The sequence below is a fragment of the Saccharopolyspora rhizosphaerae genome, assembly GCF_003931915.1.
Taxonomy (GTDB): domain Bacteria; phylum Actinomycetota; class Actinomycetes; order Mycobacteriales; family Pseudonocardiaceae; genus Saccharopolyspora; species Saccharopolyspora rhizosphaerae.
Genome location: NZ_RSAA01000010.1, coordinates 24847 through 43774, shown reverse-complemented (window position 1 = coordinate 43774; position 18928 = coordinate 24847). Strand labels below are relative to the sequence as shown.

The 18928-nt window shown below is 71.0% G+C and carries 17 protein-coding genes; 13 read left to right on the top strand and 4 right to left on the bottom strand.

Going from position 1 to position 18928, the window contains the following annotated elements; genetic code table 11:
* Positions 1-310 precede the first annotated feature (310 nt).
* The 9 genes from EIL87_RS11445 (at position 311) to shiA (ending at position 13127) form a co-directional block, all read left to right on the top strand.
* Complete coding sequence (locus EIL87_RS11445) at positions 311-2089, top strand: CocE/NonD family hydrolase (protein ID WP_158628621.1); 1779 nt, start codon at positions 311-313, stop codon at positions 2087-2089.
* A gap of 581 nt (positions 2090-2670) precedes the next feature.
* Entirely contained in the window at positions 2671-4482 is a 1812-nt protein-coding gene (locus tag EIL87_RS11440) for a RiPP maturation radical SAM C-methyltransferase (protein ID WP_199740376.1), read from the top strand.
* On the top strand, positions 4479-5075 hold the full coding sequence (locus EIL87_RS26805) for a DUF5825 family protein (protein ID WP_158628620.1): 597 nt from the start codon (positions 4479-4481) through the stop codon (positions 5073-5075). Before EIL87_RS11440 ends, EIL87_RS26805 begins: the two co-directional genes overlap by 4 nt.
* A 41-nt stretch (positions 5076-5116) precedes the next feature.
* Positions 5117-6379, top strand: a complete 1263-nt coding sequence (locus EIL87_RS11435; RefSeq protein ID WP_158628619.1) for an MFS transporter — start codon at positions 5117-5119, stop codon at positions 6377-6379.
* A 955-nt stretch (positions 6380-7334) separates the two neighbouring features.
* Positions 7335-8411, top strand: coding sequence for an AraC family transcriptional regulator (locus EIL87_RS11430; RefSeq protein ID WP_125090224.1), 1077 nt, complete (start codon positions 7335-7337; stop codon positions 8409-8411).
* A 98-nt stretch (positions 8412-8509) separates the two neighbouring features.
* Complete coding sequence (locus EIL87_RS11425) at positions 8510-10219, top strand: flavin-containing monooxygenase (protein ID WP_267898838.1); 1710 nt, start codon at positions 8510-8512, stop codon at positions 10217-10219.
* A 46-nt stretch (positions 10220-10265) separates the two neighbouring features.
* Complete coding sequence (locus EIL87_RS11420) at positions 10266-11201, top strand: alpha/beta hydrolase (protein ID WP_125090223.1); 936 nt, start codon at positions 10266-10268, stop codon at positions 11199-11201.
* Positions 11202-11240: 39 nt separating this feature from the next.
* Positions 11241-11552 (top strand): EthD family reductase, encoded by a 312-nt coding sequence (locus EIL87_RS11415; RefSeq protein ID WP_125090222.1) that lies wholly within the window; start codon positions 11241-11243, stop codon positions 11550-11552.
* 255 nt (positions 11553-11807) lie between these two features.
* On the top strand, positions 11808-13127 hold the full coding sequence (gene shiA, locus EIL87_RS11410; RefSeq protein WP_199740375.1) for a shikimate transporter: 1320 nt from the start codon (positions 11808-11810) through the stop codon (positions 13125-13127).
* Positions 13128-13178: 51 nt separating this feature from the next.
* Here the strand turns inward: shiA and EIL87_RS11405 are convergent, their stop codons facing one another.
* A complete protein-coding gene (locus EIL87_RS11405; protein WP_125090220.1) occupies positions 13179-13604 on the bottom strand; it encodes a GreA/GreB family elongation factor in 426 nt (141 codons plus the stop codon).
* 488 nt (positions 13605-14092) lie between these two features.
* Between EIL87_RS11405 and EIL87_RS11400 the strand changes: the two genes are divergently transcribed.
* On the top strand, positions 14093-14605 hold the full coding sequence (locus tag EIL87_RS11400) for an FHA domain-containing protein (protein ID WP_233576181.1): 513 nt from the start codon (positions 14093-14095) through the stop codon (positions 14603-14605).
* Between the two features lie 228 nt (positions 14606-14833).
* Positions 14834-15664, top strand: a complete 831-nt coding sequence (locus EIL87_RS11395) for an alpha/beta fold hydrolase (RefSeq protein ID WP_125090219.1) — start codon at positions 14834-14836, stop codon at positions 15662-15664.
* 11 nt (positions 15665-15675) lie between these two features.
* Here EIL87_RS11395 and EIL87_RS11390 read toward each other — a convergent pair whose 3' ends face one another.
* On the bottom strand, positions 15676-17034 hold the full coding sequence (locus tag EIL87_RS11390) for a cryptochrome/photolyase family protein (RefSeq protein ID WP_125090218.1): 1359 nt from the start codon (positions 17032-17034) through the stop codon (positions 15676-15678).
* Positions 17035-17352: 318 nt separating this feature from the next.
* On the opposite strand from EIL87_RS11390, the gene EIL87_RS26800 reads away from it, so the two are divergent.
* Both EIL87_RS26800 and EIL87_RS27060 read left to right on the top strand, forming a co-directional pair.
* Positions 17353-17646, top strand: coding sequence for an STAS domain-containing protein (locus EIL87_RS26800; protein ID WP_158628618.1), 294 nt, complete (start codon positions 17353-17355; stop codon positions 17644-17646).
* Positions 17646-17816, top strand: a complete 171-nt coding sequence (locus EIL87_RS27060) for a hypothetical protein (protein WP_199740374.1) — start codon at positions 17646-17648, stop codon at positions 17814-17816. Before EIL87_RS26800 ends, EIL87_RS27060 begins: the two co-directional genes overlap by 1 nt.
* A 75-nt stretch (positions 17817-17891) precedes the next feature.
* Here the strand turns inward: EIL87_RS27060 and EIL87_RS11380 are convergent, their stop codons facing one another.
* Entirely contained in the window at positions 17892-18158 is a 267-nt protein-coding gene (locus EIL87_RS11380; RefSeq protein ID WP_125090216.1) for a DUF3040 domain-containing protein, read from the bottom strand.
* A gap of 147 nt (positions 18159-18305) precedes the next feature.
* Positions 18306-18908: a TetR/AcrR family transcriptional regulator gene (locus tag EIL87_RS11375; RefSeq protein WP_125090215.1), complete on the bottom strand. Its 603-nt coding sequence runs from the start codon at positions 18906-18908 to the stop codon at positions 18306-18308.
* Positions 18909-18928: the final 20 nt, after the last annotated feature.

Below are 18928 nucleotides of genomic sequence, written 5' to 3'. Positions count from 1 at the left end.
CCAAGCGCCGCGGGTCACCCGGGCAGGGGAGGCTCGGACGAGCCCTCCACGGCCGCGAGCGGAACGCCCGCTTTGCGTCGAACGTGTTGTGGTGACTGGGATTCCGGTACCGGTAACGGTGTGGAAAACCCTCCTGACTTCGACGGTCCGATGATCTAGCGTCACCCGAACGTGTCGCGTGGGTGGCCGCGCGGTCTTCGACGTGAGTGGCGCGGGCGTGTCGAGCCCGCGCCGGTGCCGGGAGGGTGGTCGCTGCATGGCAGGCCGGGCGTTGGCCAGTTCCAGGAAGTGGAGGCGTCGAGGCGCCGGAGTGGTCGTCGCCGCGATCGCGGCGGTGGTGGTGCCGGTGCAGCCGGCGCAGGCAGCAGGCGTCGCCTACCCGGACGCGGAGTGGAGCGAGGCGTGGATCGACTCCCCCTCGAGCGCCGGTGAGGCGAAGCTGCACGCGGACGTGCTGCGCCCCAAGGGCCTCAAGCCCACCGACAAGACCCCGGTGATCCTCTCCATCGGGCCGTACTTCAACCACTCCGGCCAGACCGGTCCCGCCGGGGCCGTCGAGGGCACGCCCTACGACCCGATCGGCCCCAACGCAGGGCCGTCGGAGCGGTTCCAGGACTTCGTCGAGGGTTCCGGCCTGCTGGAGAAGGGCTACACCTTCGTCATGGTGGACCTGCGCGGGTTCGGCGGTTCCACCGGATGCCTGGACTGGTCCGGGCCGGGCGAGAAGGCCGACGTGGTCAACGCCGTCACGTGGGCGGCGGACCAGCCGTGGTCGACCGGTCGCGTGGGCATGTACGGCAAGTCCTACGACGGCCTGACCGGGCTGGTCGGCGTCAACGAACGGCCTCCGGGGCTGGCCGCGGTGGTCAGCCAGGAACCGGTGTACGACGACTACCGCTACCTCTACGGCGACGGGATGCGGCGGCTGAACTCGGTGGCGACGCCGGCCCTCTACGACGGCATCGCGGCGACGCCGGGCCCGCTCACCGACGCCCCCGAGTACAACGCCCAGAGCCTCACCGACCCGGTCTGCCTCGCGCAGAACTTCGCGCAGCAGGCCGGCGACGACCGGCACGACTCGGCGTTCTGGCAGGAGCGCAACCTGATCCCCGGTGCCACCGGGTCGAACGTGCCGCTGTTCCTCACCCAGGGCCTGACCGAGAACAACACGGTCGCCGACGGGATGCAGGAGTACCTGGAGAACCACACGGGCTACGAGCGGAGCTGGCTGGGCCCGTGGGAGCACGTGCGCGGCAACGACGTCGACGAGACCGGTCGCCTCAAGATGGGCCGCCAGGGTTGGTTCGACGAGGTCATGCGCTTCTACGACCGGTACCTCAAGGACCAGGCCCCGGCCGTCGCGGACCCGCCGCACGCGGTGCAGACCAACGACGGCGTCTGGCGCTCGGAGGCCCAGTGGCCGGCCGCGGACGTGCGCGAGTTCCGCACGCCGCTGCACGGCGGCACCTACACCGACCACGCCCAGTCCGTCTCCACCGCGGCCCACTCCCAGTCCGGGAAGCCCACCGACCCCGCGGTGACGTCGGGCGTGTGGACGGTGTCGAACCCGCTGCCGCACGACGTGCACCTCTCGGGTTCGCCGCGCGCGTCGGTCGACGTCACCACGACGAGGCCGAACGCCAACCTGGTGGTCGACCTCTACGACCTGGGCCCGGACGGCACCGGCCAGCTGATCACCCGGCAGGGGCACTTGGTGCGCGAGCCGGGTGAGTCGACGGTCCCGCTCCGCCTCTGGAGCGCCGACTGGAAGCTGGCCGCGGGGCACCGCATCGGCGTGCGCGTCACCGACAACAACCAGGACTGGTGGCTCATGGCGGCGCCCAGCGGGCAGGCGGTCACGGTCCGCGGTGGCTCGGTGGACCTGCCCTTCCTCCACCACCGCCGGACGATGGCGGTCGAGGGCGCCCCGGGCGTGCAGCTCGCCGGCTACCTCGAACAGCAGAAGGCCAGCGCCCCGGCCGATGCCGTGGACCGCGCCGTCGACTTCACCTTGCCCGCTCCGCTAGCCGACCCGCCTCCGGGCTCGGTGTTCACCGGCGGCTACGTCGAACCGGTGGGCGGCAACTGACGGAACGTTCCAGCGGGGCGGCTCGGGAATCGAGCCGCCCCGCTGCTTTTCGCCGAGCGTGCAGGGTGCGTTCGCCTTCTTCCACCGAGGTTTCCTGCCCCGAGCTACGACACCGATCAGCGCTCGTGGGGAAGTCGGCGGGAAGACTGAGTTTCCGGTTCTCGCCAGGAAGTGCTCCCTTCGAGTGGTCTCCTCACGTCGAGCACGTGCTGATCAGCTCGTCCTGTTATCGCCGGAACAAGTGCTGTGAAAGTGGGAAATTCTGGCCGCCCGCGGCTGTGCGGAAACAGCACTTCCCGATTCAAGTCGCCCAATTCCCTTGGTAATGTCGCGGACCGCGCATTCGAGAGCTCTGGGGGCTCCTCTTCTCGGCCGCACGTCCACGTCGCGGTCTGAGGTCGAAACGATCTGGGGAGGTGAGCGCATGAAGAAGAAGACGGTGCACAACTCGCCGCACGCGGCCGGTGGTGGCACGACCGGCGTGCGTGTCTCGAAGTGACGGACGGGTGGAGCGGCAGCGGACCCGTGCAACGCCGCTCCACCCCCGTTCCTCCACCGGGTGGGAGTGGGAACGAGTGGACGTGACGCTGGTCAGCATGCCGTGGGCCTCGGTGTCCTACCCGTCGCTGGCGTGCGGGATCCTCAAAGCGGCCGCCGAGCGCGGCGGGAAGCACCGGGTCACCGTCGTCGACGCCAACCTCGACTTCTTCGACTGGATGCACCGAGAACTCGGCACCGGCCTGCGCGAGTACGACTTCTTCAGCCTCGACAGCTACTTCCAGGGCTGCGGCGATTGGGTCTTCACCTCTGCTCTGCACGACGACGAGGAGTGGCGCGTCGAGGAGTTCCGCGCGGCGCTCCGCGGTGAGGTCGACGACGAAGTGCTCCGGCTCTGCGAGCGTTTGCACGAACTCGTGCCGAACTGGATCTCCGAGTACGCAGAGGAGCTCGCGGGGACCGCTGGTGATGTCGTCGGTCTCACCACGACGTTCCAGCAGAACTCGGCCTCGCTGGCGTTGGCGCGTGGGCTGAAGCGGCTCGACCCGTCGGTGCGGACGGTGCTGGGCGGAGCGAACTGCGAAGGGCGGCAAGGGGCGGCCTGGCACCGCAACTTCGACTTCGTCGACTTCGTGGTCCGCGGCGAGGGGGAGGTCGCGTTCCCCGCGCTGCTCGACTGCCTCGCGTCGGGTGAGGACCCGCGCGCGCTCCCGGGACTGTGCTGGCGGGACGGTTCGGAGATCGGGGCGAACCCGCCGAGCGCGGCGCCGCTGGCGCCGGGGAGCATCGTCGCGCCGGACTTCGGCGCCTACTTCGACCGGCACGCTCGTTCCGCCGCGGCCGCCGAGGTGGAACCCAAGCTGGTCGTGGAAGGAGCTCGCGGGTGTTGGTGGGGCGAGAAGCACCACTGCACGTTCTGCGGCCTCAACGGCTCGTTCCTGCAGTTCCGCAGCAAGTCGCCGCAGCGGTTCCACGACGAGCTCCTCGATCTCGTCGCCCGCCACCAGGTGCTCGACGTCTACCTCGTGGACAACATCCTCGACATGGCCTACTTCGAGACGGTGCTGCCCCGGCTCGAGGAGTCCGGGTGCGACCTGCGGATCCAGTGCGAGGTCAAGTCCAACCTCCGCTTCGACCAGCTGCGCCGGCTCACCCGGGCCGGTGTGGTTCAGGTGCAGCCCGGGATCGAGAACCTCAGCAGCCGGGTGCTCCAGCTGATGGACAAGGGCGTGAGCGGCTGCCAGAACGTGCGCTTCCTCCGGGACGCGAGCTCGCTCGGGCTCACCGTCATGTGGAACTACCTCTGCGGCTTCCCAGGTGAGACCGACGACGACTACGAGGCGGTGATCGACCAGTTCCCGGCGTTGCACCACCTCCCGCCGATGGACGGCGCCGACCGGATCGCCCTGGAGCGCTTCAGCCCGTACTTCGACGACCCGGGGCTGGGCCTGCGGCAGCGCGGACCCGATCCCCAGTACGCCCGCAACTACGACCTGCCGCCCGCGGAGCTCGCCGAGATCGCGTACCTGTTCACCAGCGATCCCGCCGGGGTCGGGCACGAGCTCGAGAAGCGCCTGCTGGCCGCCGCTGAGGAGTGGCGAGCGCACCACCCCGCCAGCGAACTGGACCACGTGCGGATCGGCTCCGAGGTCGTGATCTCCGACGACCGCCCGTCCTTCGGGCAGCACGAGCACGTCCTGGTCGGCGACGACGTGGCCCTGTTCGACGCGCTCGACCGACCGCGGTCCGCGGCGACGCTGGGCCGCCACTTCGGGCCGCGGGTGCAGGACAGGCTCCTGCGCTGGCAGGAGGCGGGACTGGTCTTCACCGACGACGGGCACCACGTGCACGTCGTCCCCGAGGCCACCAACCAGTGGCAGTTGAGGATCGGGTGACGCACGCCGTGGACGTCGAAGGCTACCTCCACCACCGGGCTTGGCCGGGTCGAGAACCGGTGTTGCGGCAACGGGTGTCACCGACGGCCGGCGAGCAGGCCCGGGAGTTGTTCACCCGAGGCATCCGCCGTGTCGTGTTCACCGAACCGGTCGCACTGGCGGGCAGCGCAGGGCGCGACGCGCTCGACCTCCTGCGCGAGCTCGGGGCGTGGGGGGTGCGGGTCGAGTGGACGGCCACCGAGGTCCCGCCGGGGTGGGAACCCTTCGGCCACCTGCCGCCACCGCGGCGCACGAGCGCGGCAGCGGAGGAGTGGCACGCCCGCTTCCACCCGGGGAAGTGCGTCTTCCGGCAGGGGCCCGGTTTCCTGCAGGTGCGCGACCGGCGCTCCGGTGTGCTCGACTGCTACACCATCGAGGAACCCCACCTGCAGGACACCGTGCACCGGCTCGCCGGTGGCGCGGACCCGCGGGAGTGCGACCCGGACGCGGTCGCCCTCTTCGCCGAGCACGGGTTGCTGGTGCGGGCCGGGAGCCTCGCGTGGTGGGCGCCGGCTCGGCTGCGCCGGTGGCCAGTACCGGCCATGGTGATGTGATCGCCACGACCGGCCACGAGCCTGGGGGAGGGAGGGTGACGTTGATCGAGACAGGTGCTCCAGCAGCGGGCGTGCGAAGCCGCGCGTTCCGACGGCTGCTCGCCTCGTGGGGCGCGTCGTCGATCGGCGACGGAGTGCTGACCGCGGCGTTACCGCTGTTCACCGCGGTGAGCACGCGCGACCCGGTGTCGGTGTCGACCGTGGCCGTCGCCTCGGTGCTGCCCTGGTTGCTGGTCGCGTTGCCCGCAGGAGCGCTGGTCGACCGGTGGTCGCCGCGGGCCGTGCTCATCACCAGCCTGGTGGTGCGCAGCGGCCTGACGTTGTCGTTGAGCGCGCTGATCGTGCTGGGCCGTGCCGACGTGACCGTCCTGGCGGTGTGCGCGTTCCTGCTCAGCAGCGCCGAGACGTTCGCGGACTCGGCGGGGCAGACGTTGCTGGTGACGCTCGCGGCTCCGTCCGAACTGGAGCGCGCGAACGGCCGGGTGGTGAGCACCGAGACCGCGGGGGTGGAGATCGCAGGTCCGCTGGCCGCCGCGGCGCTGTTCGCGTGGCGGCCGGAGTGGTGCTTCCTGGCCGTGGGGCTCACGTTCGTCCTCGCCGGTGCGCTGGCCGCGGTGGTGGGCGTGCGCGTCGAACGGCCGACGGCTCGGGAGGTCACGACGCTGCGCACCGAGGTCTGCGAGGGGATGCGGTTCCTCGTGCGGCAGCGGACGCTGCGGGTCGTGGTCGGCGTCGTCGGGCTGACCGCCTTCGTCACCAGCGGTGTGAACGCCGTGGCGTTCCTCCACGCGATCGAAGCGTTCCACCTGCCGGCCGCGTCGGTCGCCACCTTGCTCGTGTGCACCGCCGTCGGTGCGCTCGTCACCGCTCCGCTCGCGTGCCGAGCAGCGCTGCGGTGGGGCGGTGGCAGCGTGATGGTCGCTGCGCTGGCAGTCCTGGCCGCGGGGATCGCGATGCTGGGACTCGGCCACGCGCCGTGGGTGGCGTGGCTGGCGTACCTGGTCATGGGCGTCGGCGCCGGTGGGTGGAACGTGTTGTCGTCGGCCAACCGCCAACGGCTCACACCGAGACCGCTGATGGGGCGGGTGACCAGCGCGCACCGGGTCCTGGCGTGGGGCCTGATGCCCCTCGGCGCCGCTCTGGCGGGACCGCTGGCCCAGGCCACCTCGCTGCGCGCGGTCCTCGTCGGCGCCGCCGTCCTGGTCATGGCCATCGCAGCACTCTCAGCACCGAGGTTGCTCGCCCTGAGCCGCACGAGCGACCACGCGACCCCGGAGCAGGTTGCGGAATCCCACCCGGCGTGAGCCCCGTCGAAGTCTCGCTTCGCCCAGCGGCGCCGGAACGGGCAGTCGAACTTCGCGCGAACCTCGACGTGGAACATCAACCCTCGTACTTCGCGCGACGTTCGAACGCACCAGCGGGGCGCAGGCTTGGCAGCGGCTCCCCGCCGCGTTCTCGGACCGCCCCTAGGGCGTCGAGCAGCGCTGAGGACGTGTGTCGTGGGGGCGTGAGGGCCTCGGCCGGCTCAGGGTTTCGAACTTCGCGCGAAGTTCGACGCAGCCGTACAGGGGAGAGGTCTGGGGCAGCGGCGTCCGCTCCGCCGTGTCCTACGACTGTTCTCGGGCGGTGAGGAGCGTTGAGGACGTGTGTCGTCGGGATGTGAGGGCTTCGGCTGCCTCGAGGTGGGTGTCTCGAACTTCGCGCGAGTGGTGAAGGTTCCTGCGTGGTGTGGGGGCCTCGGGTGGTGTTTGCCGCTCCGCCCTGTTGTGGAGCTGCTCAGAGCGTTGAGCGGTGTGGAGGACACGTGCTGTTGTGGCGGGGAGGCTTCCGCTGGAGCGAAGTTGGGTCTCGAACAGCGCACGAACTGTGAACGCTCCTGAAGAGCGGGTACCCGGGGTGCGGTTGCCGCTCCGCCGTGTTCTGGGACTGCTCCTAGGGCGCGCGGCGGTGCTGAGGGCGCGTGTTGTGGGGTCGGGAGGGTTTTGGCTGGCTCGGGGGTGGTTTCGGAATTCGCGCGAGTTGGGAGCGCTGTTGCCTGCGTGGTGTGGGGGCTTGGGGTGGTGGTTCCCCGCTCCGCCGGGTTGGCGGACTGCTCGTGGGGCGCTCGGTGGCGGCGAGGACGTGTGTCGTGGGTTCGGGAGGGCTGAGCCGGGTCGAAGAGGAAGGAGTGGGGCCGTTTCCACTCGGTCGATGTGTCGTTGACACCTGCTCCGACGGCGGCTGATCCTCGTACTCGTTGCGCACGAAGGGGGGCGGGCCATGCTGCGGACAACGCCGGATGACGAACCGCTGCGGCACTTTCCCGTGCTCCGCAGCCGTGACGTCGACGAAGTGCGGGAGCTGGGGGAGCGCCTGTTCGCCCCGCACCGGCTCGAACCGCTCGAGCAGGCCGAACCGCTGGACGCGCGGCTCAACGCCGTGCACATCCGCGACGTGACGATCGGGTACGTCCAGTACGGCCCGCAGGTGGGCATCACGGTCCCCGACATGGCCGACAGCTACCAGTTCAACATCCCGATCGCCGGGCGCATGGAGATCTCCGACGGGCGCCGCACCATCACCAGCGGCGTCTCCCGGTCGGCGGTGCTCGCACCCGGCGCGGGGTACGTGGGGCGTTGGACCTCCGGTTGCAGGCAGGTCGCGATCAACATCAGCCGCGCCGGTCTGGAAGGCGAGCTCGAACGCCAACTCGGTCGTCCGATCAGGGGGCCGGTGCGGTTCGACCTCGGCGTGGACCTCGATGAACCGATGGGCCAGAGCTGGTTGGCGACGGTGGAACTCGCGATGGGCGAGCTCGACCGGGCGCGCAGCGTCCTGCTGCACCCGCGCGCTGCCGACCACCTGGAGCAGCTGCTGATCCTGGGCGCGTTGCTCAGCGCGCGCCACGACTACTCCGCCGAGCTCGTCGAGCCGGCGCCGCCACCGGGTCCGCGAACGGTCACCCGCGCCGTCGAACTGATCGAGGAGCACGTCGACGAGCCGCTGACCGTCTCGGAGCTCGCCCACGCGGTCGGGGTGAGCGTGCGCTGCCTGCAGGAGGGGTTCCGGCGCCACCTCGGCACCTCGCCGATGGCCTACCTGCGTGAACTCCGCCTGGCCGGTGCGCACCGGGCGCTGGTCGAGGCGTCGGCCGACGCGACCACGGTCACCGCCGTGGCCCACCGGTGGGGCTTCACCCACCTCGGCCGCTTCTCGGCGGCCTACCGGCGCAAGTACGGGGTGTCACCGTCGCGGACGCTCCGCGGTGCGCCGGCCCGCGTGCCGCAGCCGCGATCGTGCGCGAAACCGGTCAACGGGCGCGCGCATCGGATAGTTGAGCCCCACCCCGGCCCGTAGCGTCGCCACCGCATCCGCTGGTCAGCACGCCGATTCCCGGTGTCCCGGCGGTGCGTTGACGCCCTCGAAGCGGGCTTTCCACGAGGAGGTGGGAGCTAGTGCGATCGACTGGAGCGAAGAACGAAACGCAGGTTTTCGACGCCGTCGTCGTCGGCGCGGGTTTCTCCGGGCTGTACATGCTGCACCGGCTGCGGGACACCTTGGGGCTGCGAGCCCGGGTGTTCGACGTGGCCGCTGACGTCGGTGGCACCTGGTACTGGAACCGGTACCCCGGCGCGCGGTGCGATTCCGAGAGCTACTTCTACTCCTTCTCCGACCGGTTGTCGGACGAGCTGCTCGAGGAGTGGACCTGGAGCGAGCGGTTCGCCGGGCAACCCGAGATCCTGAGCTACCTGCAGCACGTCGCCGAGCGCTTCGACCTGTACAAGGACATCCAGTTCGAGACCGAGGTCGTGGCCGCCGAGTACGACGAGTCGACCGGCCGGTGGACGGTGCGCACCCGTGACGGCAACGAGGTCACGGCCACCTACTTCATCACCGCCGTCGGGTGCCTGTCGACCACCAACCTCCCCGACTTCCCCGGGCGCGACAGCTTCCGCGGGCGCTGGTACCACACCGGGCTGTGGCCGCACGAGGGCGTCGACTTCACCGGTCAGCGGGTCGCCGTCATCGGCACCGGCGCCACGGGCGTCCAAGCCATCCCGGAGATCGCACAGCAGGCGGAGCACGTCCACGTCCTGCAGCGCACCCCGAACTACGACATCGCCGGTGGGAACCGGCCGATGAGCGCCGAGGACGGGCGCGCCATCAAGGACAACTACCGCGAGATCTGGCGGACGACCCGGGAGACCGGGTTCGGGTTCCCCTACCGGACGCCCGAGCGCACTGCCCTCTCGGTGCCCGACGAGGAGCGGCAGCGGATCTACGCCGAGGCGTGGGAGCGCGGTGGTTTCCGGCTCGGGACCACCTTCAGCGACCTGCTGCAGGACGAAGCGGCCAACGAGACGGCGGCGGAGTTCCTCCGGGCCCGCATCCGCGATAAGGTGCGCGACCCTGAGGTGGCGGAACTGCTCAGCCCGCGCGACCACCCGTTCTTCACCAAGCGCCCACCGCTGGAGAACGGCTACTACGAGACGTTCAACCGGGAGAACGTGACGCTGGTGGACGTGCGCGAGGCGCCGATCCAGGAGATCACCGAGACCGGGGTGCGCACCGCCGACGCCGAGTACGAAGTGGACAGCATCGTCTACGCCACCGGTTTCGACGCGATGACCGGCACGCTGTTCAAGCTGGGCATCCGCGGGCGGCGGGGGATCGGCCTCGAGGAGAAGTGGGCCGAGGGCCCCAGCAGCTACCTGGGCCTGACCACGCACGGTTTCCCGAACCTGTTCATGATCACCGGACCGCAGAGCCCGTCGGTGCTGACCAACATGCCGGTCGCCATCGAGCAGCACGTGGACTGGATCACCGACTGCCTGCGCCACCTGCGCGACCGCGGCCTGGACACGATCGAACCGCTGCCCGAGGCGGAGCGGGACTGGGTCGACCACCACAACGAGGTCACCGAGACCACGCTGCTGCCCAGGGCGAACTCCTGGTGGGTCGGGGCGAACATCCCCGGCAAGCCGCGCAGGCTCTACCCGTACGTGGGTGGGCTCGACGTGTACCGGCAGATCTGCGACCGGATCGCCGCGGACGGCTACGACGGCTTCGCGCTCGGCACCAGCGGTGCGACCACGACCGGCGGGTTCAACGGTGTCGCGCGGGCGACCTTCGACGAGCTCGCCGCAGCGGCCGCCGCCACGTGAGGCGTCGCCTCCGCTCCCCCGTCCCGTCGTCCTGATCGGAGGATCCATGCCCTTGCACCCCGAAGCCCAGAACGTGCTGTCCACGATGTCCGAGGCCGGACTGCCGCCGTTCGAGCACCTGACCGTGCCGCAGGCGCGTGCGGCCGGCGCGGGATTCGTCCACCTCCAAGGTGAACCCGAGGAGATCGCCACCGAGGACCGCGCGGTCCCCGGCCCCGCCGGGGACGTCCCGGTGCGCTTCTACACCCCGGAAGGGGACGGGCCCAAGGCGGTCATCGTGTACTTCCACGGTGGCGGATGGGTCATCGGCGACATCGACGTCTGCGACAACCCGGTGCGCCGGATCGCCAACCGGACCGGCGCGATCGTCGTGTCGGTGGACTACCGGCGCGCGCCCGAGCACGTCTACCCGGCCGCCTTCGACGACTGCTACGCGGTGACGGCTTGGGTCGCCGAGCACGCGGCCGAGTTCGGCGGTGATCCGGCGCGGCTCGCCACCTGCGGAGACAGCGCCGGCGGGAACCTCGCCGCGGCCGTCGCGATCGCGGCACGCGACCGCCAGTCTCCGAACCTGGTCGCCCAGCTGCTCATCTACCCGGTGACCGACTTCCACTTCACGACCGACTCCTACGAGCGCAACGGTGAGGGGTACCTGCTCACCAAGGGCTCGATGCAGTGGTTCTGGGCGCACTACCTCGGCGCGCAGGACCTCGGCAAGGACCCCTACGCCTGCCCGGCTCGCGCGGACGACCTCACGGGCCTGCCACCGGCCTTCGTGGCGACCGCGGAGTTCGACCCGCTGCGCGACGAGGGGGAGAACTACGCCGATGCCTTGCGGGCCGCGGGCGTGCAGGTCACGGCCAAGCGCTACGAGGGGATGCTGCACGGGTTCGCCTGGACGCTCGGGGCCACACCGAGCGGAGCGGTGATCATCGACGACCTCGCTTCCGCGTTCCGCAGCGCCCTCGACGGCGTTCGGTAGGGGACGCTCGTCCCGCACGGACCTACGGGAAGGACTGCGATGTACCGACTCACCGTGACCTACGACCACCCGGACGACCCCGACCAGTTCCTCCACCACTACCGCACCGTGCACGCGGTGCTGGCGAGCAAGATGCCCGGGCTGAAGTCCTACGACTGGGGCCTGTGCGAGATGCCGGACGGCAGCACTCCGCCGCAGTTCCTCATCGCGGTCCTGGACTGGGCGAGCAAGGAGGACGCGCTGACCGCGCTGCAATCGCCGGAAGGCCAGGCGGGCACGGCCGACCTCGGCAACTTCACCACGCCGGACAAGGTGAGCATGTCCTTCACCGAACTCACCAAGCAGGTCTGACGGTTCGCGAGGGCGGAGCGGCTCGGTCACCGGACGGCCGAGCGGCTCCGCCCTCCCGACGACGGAGAAGTCGAGGAAGCCCGTCGACCTGCCGCAGGACCAGGCGGGTTTCGGCCGAACCTGTTGCAAACCCGGGCTCGTGGCGCGTGATCCCCAGCGCACCCGGCGTCTGCTCGCTTGACTCGCCGTGGCTGGCACAGCACGATGTCGCGCAAAACGCGCACAGGTGTGCGTGCAGCGCACAGGAGGTTCCCCGTGGCGGAAGCGCCCGAGTCCGGACGAACGACGCCCGCCCGAGCAGCGGCGGGCAGCTTCGTCGGCGCTGTCGTGGAGTGGTACGACTTCCTGCTCTACGGGATCGTCGCCGCGGTCGTGTTCAACGACGCGTTCTTCCCCGGCATCAGCCCGCTGGCCGGAACGCTCGCAGCGTTCGCCACGTTCGGCGTCGGGTTCGTCTTCCGCCCTCTCGGCGGTGCGTTCTTCGGGCACTTCGGCGACAAGGTCGGCCGCAAGACCATGCTGGTGTGGACGGTGTCGATCATGGGCGTCTCCACGGCTCTGATCGGTCTGCTGCCGACCTACGCCAGCATCGGGTGGTGGGCACCGCTGCTGCTGGTGGTGCTGCGCGCCGTGCAGGGCTTCGCCGTGGGCGGGGAGTGGGGCGGCGCCGCGCTCATGGCGGTGGAGAACGCGCCCCCGAAGCTCAAGGCCTTCTTCAGCAGCGGAGTGCAGGTCGGCTACTCGGTCGGCCTGCTGCTGGCCACCGGCGTCGCCTCGGCGGTGCAGGCGTTCACCAGCGACAGCGCCTTCGAGTCGTGGGGATGGCGCGTGCCGTTCCTGGTCAGCGTCGTGTTCGTGGCCATCGCGTTGTGGATCCGCAGCGGCGTCCCGGAGAGCGAGGTCTTCCGCGAGCGGGTCGCCGCGCGCCAGCCGGCCCGGCGCAAGCTGCCCGTCCTCGACGCCCTCCGGCGGCACCCGGCCGCCTTCTTCCAGATCATCGGGTTGCGGCTCGGCGAGCTGCTGACGATGTACATCGTCACCACCTTCGCGCTCGCCTACGCCACGAAGCAGTTCGGCTTCGGCTCCGGGTTCATGATGACCGTGGCGCTGCTCGTCGGCGGCATCGGCATCGTCACGATCCCGCTGTTCGCCTGGGTCTCCGACCGCTACGGCCGCACACCGGTGTTCATCACCGGCGCGGTCATCGGCGCGATCGGTGCCGTGCCCTACTTCCTGTCCATGCAGGCCGGTTCGCAGGTCCTCCTCCTGGTGGCCTCCGTGGTCCTGGTCAACCTCGCCCACGACATGATCGTCAGCGTGCAGCAACCGCTGCTCACCGAGCTGTTCGGGCCCGAACACCGCTACAGCGGAGCGGGTTTGGGCTACCAGGTCGCCGCTGCGGTGGGCGGCGGTTTCACCCCGGCCATCGCCACCGCGCTGGTCATGCTCGGTGGAGGGGGCTGGCACTGGGTCGCCACCTACCTCGGCGCCGGGTGCCTGGTGTCGGCGCTGGTCGCGCTCACCGTGCGCCCCGCGGACGAACCGGCCGAGGTGCGCGCCCCCGCGTCCGCCTGAGCGGCGGTGATCCGCCGGACACCGCGGTGCCCGGCGGATCAGGAGGGGGCGTCATGCCCGGTGCGGCACCGCCTTGAGGAGCGTGACCTGGACGGTGCCCACGCCAGGGACCTCGTAGGACCGCTCGTCGCCTTGCCTGGCGCCGATCAGGGCAGCGCCCAGGGGCGAGTCCGGCGAGTAGACGGTGAGGTCGTCGGCCCCGTCGCGCGTGCCGAGCAGGAACGTCTCGGTCTCGCCGTCGTCGAAGCGGACGGTGAGCCGCATGCCGGGCTCGGCGACGCCGTCGTCGGCCGGTGTTTCCCCGATGATGGCGTGCGAGAGCAGGTCCCTGATCTCGCGGATGCGGGCGCGTCGACGGCCTTCGTCCACGACCACGTCGCCGTCGGTCGACGTGCGGCGCGACAGCAGTTCCGTGAGCTCGGCGCGCAGCCGGTCGTGGGCGTGCTGGGTCATCCAGTGGCCTTGCGTGGTGGTCATCGGTCACCTCTCTTGATCGGCCGGGCAGGTCGTCTCGCCCGGGATCCGGTGGGGAGTTCTGCGCCGCGCGGGGCGCGCACCGCGGTCCCGGACACCACCGGGATGCGGTTCGAGGGGGCTCGTGGCCGGCTGGGGGCGCGACGTCAGCGCGTGCGCTCGTCCCGCCGGTCCGGGTCGGTGATCACGGCAGGCGGGGCACCGGCCTGCGCCAGGTGGGCCTGCGGTGGGCCGGCCGTGGTCGGACCACGACGGACGCCACGATGTCGTCGCCCATGACCAACCCTCCTGCGATGTGACGTCACCGTTCGTGGTCGATCGTGGCAGAGGTCGAGCCCGCGGGGACTGTGGCGCACGAACAAGTCGGCGGGGCGGACTTGTGCGATTCCTCCAACGCTGCGTGCTGTTGTGGAACGGCGGCGTTCCCGTGACGAGGAACACCACGAGCACTAGGGACAAAAGTCCTGCTCAGTAGGCGGGGAGTGGCCTGCATGCTGGTGGTGGTCCTGGGAGGGGGCTGGGACCGCAGCGAACAGCACCACGGCGAGGAGAGAACGTTGATGAACCAGGGCGCACAGGTGACCGGCCTCTCCGGTGAGACCACGCGGCAGAACGTGGTGGCAGAGCACACGCACCCCTCCGTCGCGCCGCCGGCCGGGTTGATCCCCGCGCCGCGCGCGGCCGCCGAGGGCATGCGGTTGGTCGTCAGCCGGGGCCCTGACCAGGGCACCGAGTTCCCGCTCACGGGCCGGGTGACGGTGATCGGGCGGCACCGCGACTGCGACGTCGTGGTCTCCGACGTCACGGCGTCGCGGTACCACGCCGAGCTGGAGGTCTACGACGGTCGCTGCGTCCTGGTCGACGGCGGCTCGCTCAACGGCACCTACGTCAACCGGCAGCCGGTCGACTGCGTCGAACTGGCCGACGGTGACGAGATCTGGATCGGCAAGGCGCGGTTCATCTTCCGCGCCGGTGCTCCGGACACCGGCGCCGCGGAGCGGTGAGCCCCGGAAACCGCGGGCCCAACGCGGTTCTTCCAGAGATGAACGTGGAACTGCGTCTGGGTCCCGACCAGCGCAGGTCCTGCTCCCTGCCCACCGAGGCGGTTCCTGAAACGGGCCCAAGTGCCCTGGAGCGCCTGCGGGGCCGTCCGGAGCATCGGGCGGTGTTGAACCCGTCCCGACGTCGCGGGCGGTCACGGCCGCGCGTCCTGCGTGCGAGGGAGGAACCGCATGGGAACCATCACCACGGCTGACGGTGTGGAGATCTTCTACAAGGACTGGGGCTCGGGCCCGCCGATCGTGTTCAGCCACGGCTGGCCGCTGTCGGCTGACGACTGGGACGCTCAGATGTTGTTCTTCGTGCTGCGCGGCTACCGCGTGATCGCGCACGACCGGCGCGGGCACGGGCGTTCCAGCCAGACCGGCGACGGTCACGACATGGACCACTACGCCGACGACCTCGCCGCTCTGGTCGAGCACCTCGGTCTGGAGGGAGCCGTGCACGTGGGGCACTCCACCGGCGGTGGTGAAGTCGTGCGGTACCTGGCCAGGCACGGCGAGGAGCGCGCGTCCAAGGTCGCGGTGATCAACGCCGTCCCGCCGTTGATGGTCAAGACCGAGTCCAACCCGGACGGCACGCCCAAGGAGGTCTTCGACGACTTCCAGGCGCAGCTGGCCGCCAACCGCTCGAAGTTCTACCGCGACGTCGCCTCCGGCCCGTTCTACGGCTTCAACCGGTCGGGTGCCGAGCCCTCGGAAGCCCTTGTCGAGAACTGGTGGCGCCAGGGCATGATGGGCGGCGCCAAGGCGCACTACGACGGCATCGTCGCGTTCTCCCAGACCGACTTCACCGCGGACTTGCGGAAGATCACGATCCCGGTGCTGGTGATGCACAGCGAGGACGACCAGATCGTCCCGTACCAGGACTCCGCGCCGCTGTCGGCGAAGTTGCTGCAGAACGCCACGCTCCACACCTACCAGGGGCTTCCGCACGGCATGCCGACCACGCACGCGGCCGCGATCAACGAGGACCTGCTGGCGTTCCTCGACGACCGCTCGTGAGCGCGGGTTGCTCAGCCCTTGCCGCGGCTCTGCTGGAAGCGCTCGCGCGCGGCGTCGAGGTCGACGATCGGGGCCGGGTAGCCGAGCTCGCGCAGCTCGTCCTCCCCGAGGCGCCACGGCTGGTGCACCTCGCGGGGGGTCTCCAGGTTGGCGAGCTCAGGCAGCCAGCGGCGCACGTACTCGCCGTGGGGGTCGTAGCGCTCGGCCTGCCGGAGCGGGTTGAGGACCCGGTACGGGCGGGTGTCGGTGCCCGTGCCCGCGACCCACTGCCAGTTCATCTGGTTGTTGACGAGGTCGCCGTCGAGCAGGTGCCGCAGGAAGTGCGCCGCACCGGCCCGCCAGTCCACGTAGAGGGTCTTGGCGAGGAAGCTGCCGGTGATCAGCCGCGCGCGGTTGTGCATCCACCCCTCCGCGGCCAGCTGCCGCATCCCGGCGTCGACGATCGGGATCCCGGTCCTGCCCTCCTGCCAGGCCTGCAGCGCCTCGGGGTCGTCGCGCCAGGCGTCGCCGTGCGGGCGGTAGTCCTCGCGGGCGGTCCGAGGCCGGGCGGCCAGCACCTGGAAGTGGAAATCACGCCAAGCGAGCTGCCGGACGAAGGCGTCGGCACCCTCCGTGTGGCGGGCAGCCGCCTCGTCGGCGAGTTCGAGCGCCGAGATGCACCCGAAGTGCAGGTAGGGCGACAGCCGGGAGGTGGCGCCCTCGTGGGCGAGGTCGTCGTGGCTGGTGTGGTAGCGGTCGACGTCGTCGTTGAGCCACTGGTGAGCTCGGCGGCGGCCTTCGGTCTCCCCGCCGGGCATCGCCGAGTTCCCCTTCGGGGCGGAGGCGGTCTTCTCCGCCGACACCCCGGGGGGCAGGCGCAGCCGCTTCGGTGCGGAGGCGATCGTGCGGCGCGCGGTGTCCGCCCAACGGCGGTGGTACGGGGAGAAGACCGCGAAGTGGTCGCTGCCCTGCGGCGTGACGGCCCCCGCTGGCAGCACCGTGTGGACCGCCTCGTGCACGGTCAGCTCGCAGCGCTCCGCGGCGAGCTCGGCGCTGAGCCGCTGCTGCCGCCGGGCGGCGAAGCCCGAGGCGTCGGCGGCGAGGTGCACGGAGCTCGCCTCGACCTCGTGCGCGAGTCGGGCGACCTCGTTGACCAGGTCACCCTTGCGCTGGACGAGCGCGGCGCCGCACTTGCGCAACCGGGCGTCGAGATCGGCGAGGCACTCGTGGAGGAAGCGCGAGCGCGGCTCGGTGGCGAACCCGGTGCCGGCCAGCACGTCGTCGTGCACGAACACCGGCAGGACGTGGTCGGCCCGGGCCGCGGCGGCGAGCACGGGGTTGTCGTGCACGCGCAGGTCGCGGGTGAACACGGCGATCGCGGTGGTGGACATCGGTGGCGCCTCCGTTGTCTAGAACCTGGACACGGTAGGTGGGGGAGGACACCGCCGCCACTCGGCTCGGCGGCCCGTGCGCTGAGGAATCACGGGCGAGTTCCGGACGCGTCGTCGCAGCGTGCGGCCGGTGCGGGCGCTGCGGCAGGGGGTCGGCGTCGAGGGCGTGCGTGGCCGGGCCGACACGGGGCGTGTAGAGTTCCGGGTGGTCGTTGTTTCGGATGCGTGCTGGGAGCGCGCTCGCACGACCCCGTTGCGACTCGCCACTTCGCGCCGGGTCTGATCATCCCCGAGCATTGGAATCTCATCACCCCTGCATTGATCGACGCGCCTCAGGCGCCGACCGTCGACGGAGAACCCGTCGAGCCCCAGGCCTCCGCGCTGGCCGCGCGACTGTGGCCCCACCTGCTGACCGCCCCGCCGACCACGGTCCTCGACCTCGGCGCGGTCGCCCACCTCGATGCCGCGTGCCTCGACGTGCTCGCCGCAGCGCACACCTACGCGGTGCACCGCGGGTGCGTGCTGCGCATCATCAACGCCGAGCCGGGCGTGCACCAGGAGTTGCACGCCGCGGGCGTCCCGTCGTCCCCCGCTCGGGAGGTGGTGGCCTGATGCCGCACAGCCGCCACATCGCCCCCACGCTGTCCGACGACGCGTGGCAGATCACCGACGGCGAAGGCCAGCACACCGCGCGGGTGGCGGGCAGTGAGGAGGACGCCGTCGCGTGCGCCCACCGCCAGCTCGAGGCCTACGGCGGCGGGAGCGTCAGCGTCACCGACTGACGAGCACCGCCTCCTGAGGCGGTGCTCCTGCCTCCCGCGGCGCCGTGTCCGCGAAGAGCCTCCGGCGTCCTGCGCTCATTCGGCGTGCACGGTCCAGGTCGCGGCGAGGAACAGCACTCCGGCGAGCGCGCTGGACAGGAAGAAGGCGCCGGCTTCGCCGAGGAACAGGCACAGCACGGCCAGCCCCGCGACGGCGAGGCTGAGCGCTCGCGGCAGCATCCGCCCGGCCCGGAAGCGGGCGCGCGGGCCGGTCTCGCTGAGCTTGCGGGCGAACGCGGGATCGTCGGTGTGCAAGCGGCGTTCCATCTCGTCGAGCACTCTGCGCTCATCACGTGGGAGCACGGTTCTCCTTCCCGAGGGTCGGTGGAGGTCGCTCGCACAGCATTGCCCATTTCGCCCCAGGTGAAACAGCTTCCGACCGCGCACGGTCGGGGGACGGTGGCGCGGGCTGTCGAACAGCGGCGCGACCGCGCCCGCTCGACGTGCCGCTCAGCGCAGCGCGGGGGCGAGCCAACGCTGCAGGTAAGCGCGCAGTTCGGTGCCCGAGCGCGGCGGGTCTCCCGGGTCGAGGACCAGTGACTGGAGCGTGCGCAGCAGGTGCTCCACGAGTTCGGACTGCTTGTCCTCGTCCCAGCCCAGCGCGGCCCAGTCGATGCCGAAGTCGGTGATCAGCTCGCGGCCGAGGTGGATCGAGGCGTCCGAGGTGAGACCGGCGACGGTGCCGCTCATCCGGCCCGGGGTGAGCAGGCGGTTCAGCGCCGGGTCGTCCCGCAGGTTCTCGAAGGCGAAGGCGACGGCCTCGACCGCTGCGTCGCCGGCATCGCCGCCGGTGTCGGCCAGGTGGCTCCGGACGTGCTCGACCAGCTGGGAGACGAGTTCGGAGACGGCGTGGTTCGCCGCGGCGTTGAGCAGCTCTTCGGTGGTGGGGAAGTAGCGGTACACGGTCTGCCGGGTGACGCCGACGCGTTCGGCGACCTCGGCGGTGTTGGTCGTGCCCGCTTCGGCCAGCCGCTCACGGGTGGCGGTCAGGATCCGGGAGCGGGCCTCGGAGGGGTTCGCCGGCGGGTTGCCGGCCCATCCGTGCGCTCGCATCACCCCAGTATCCCATTCCA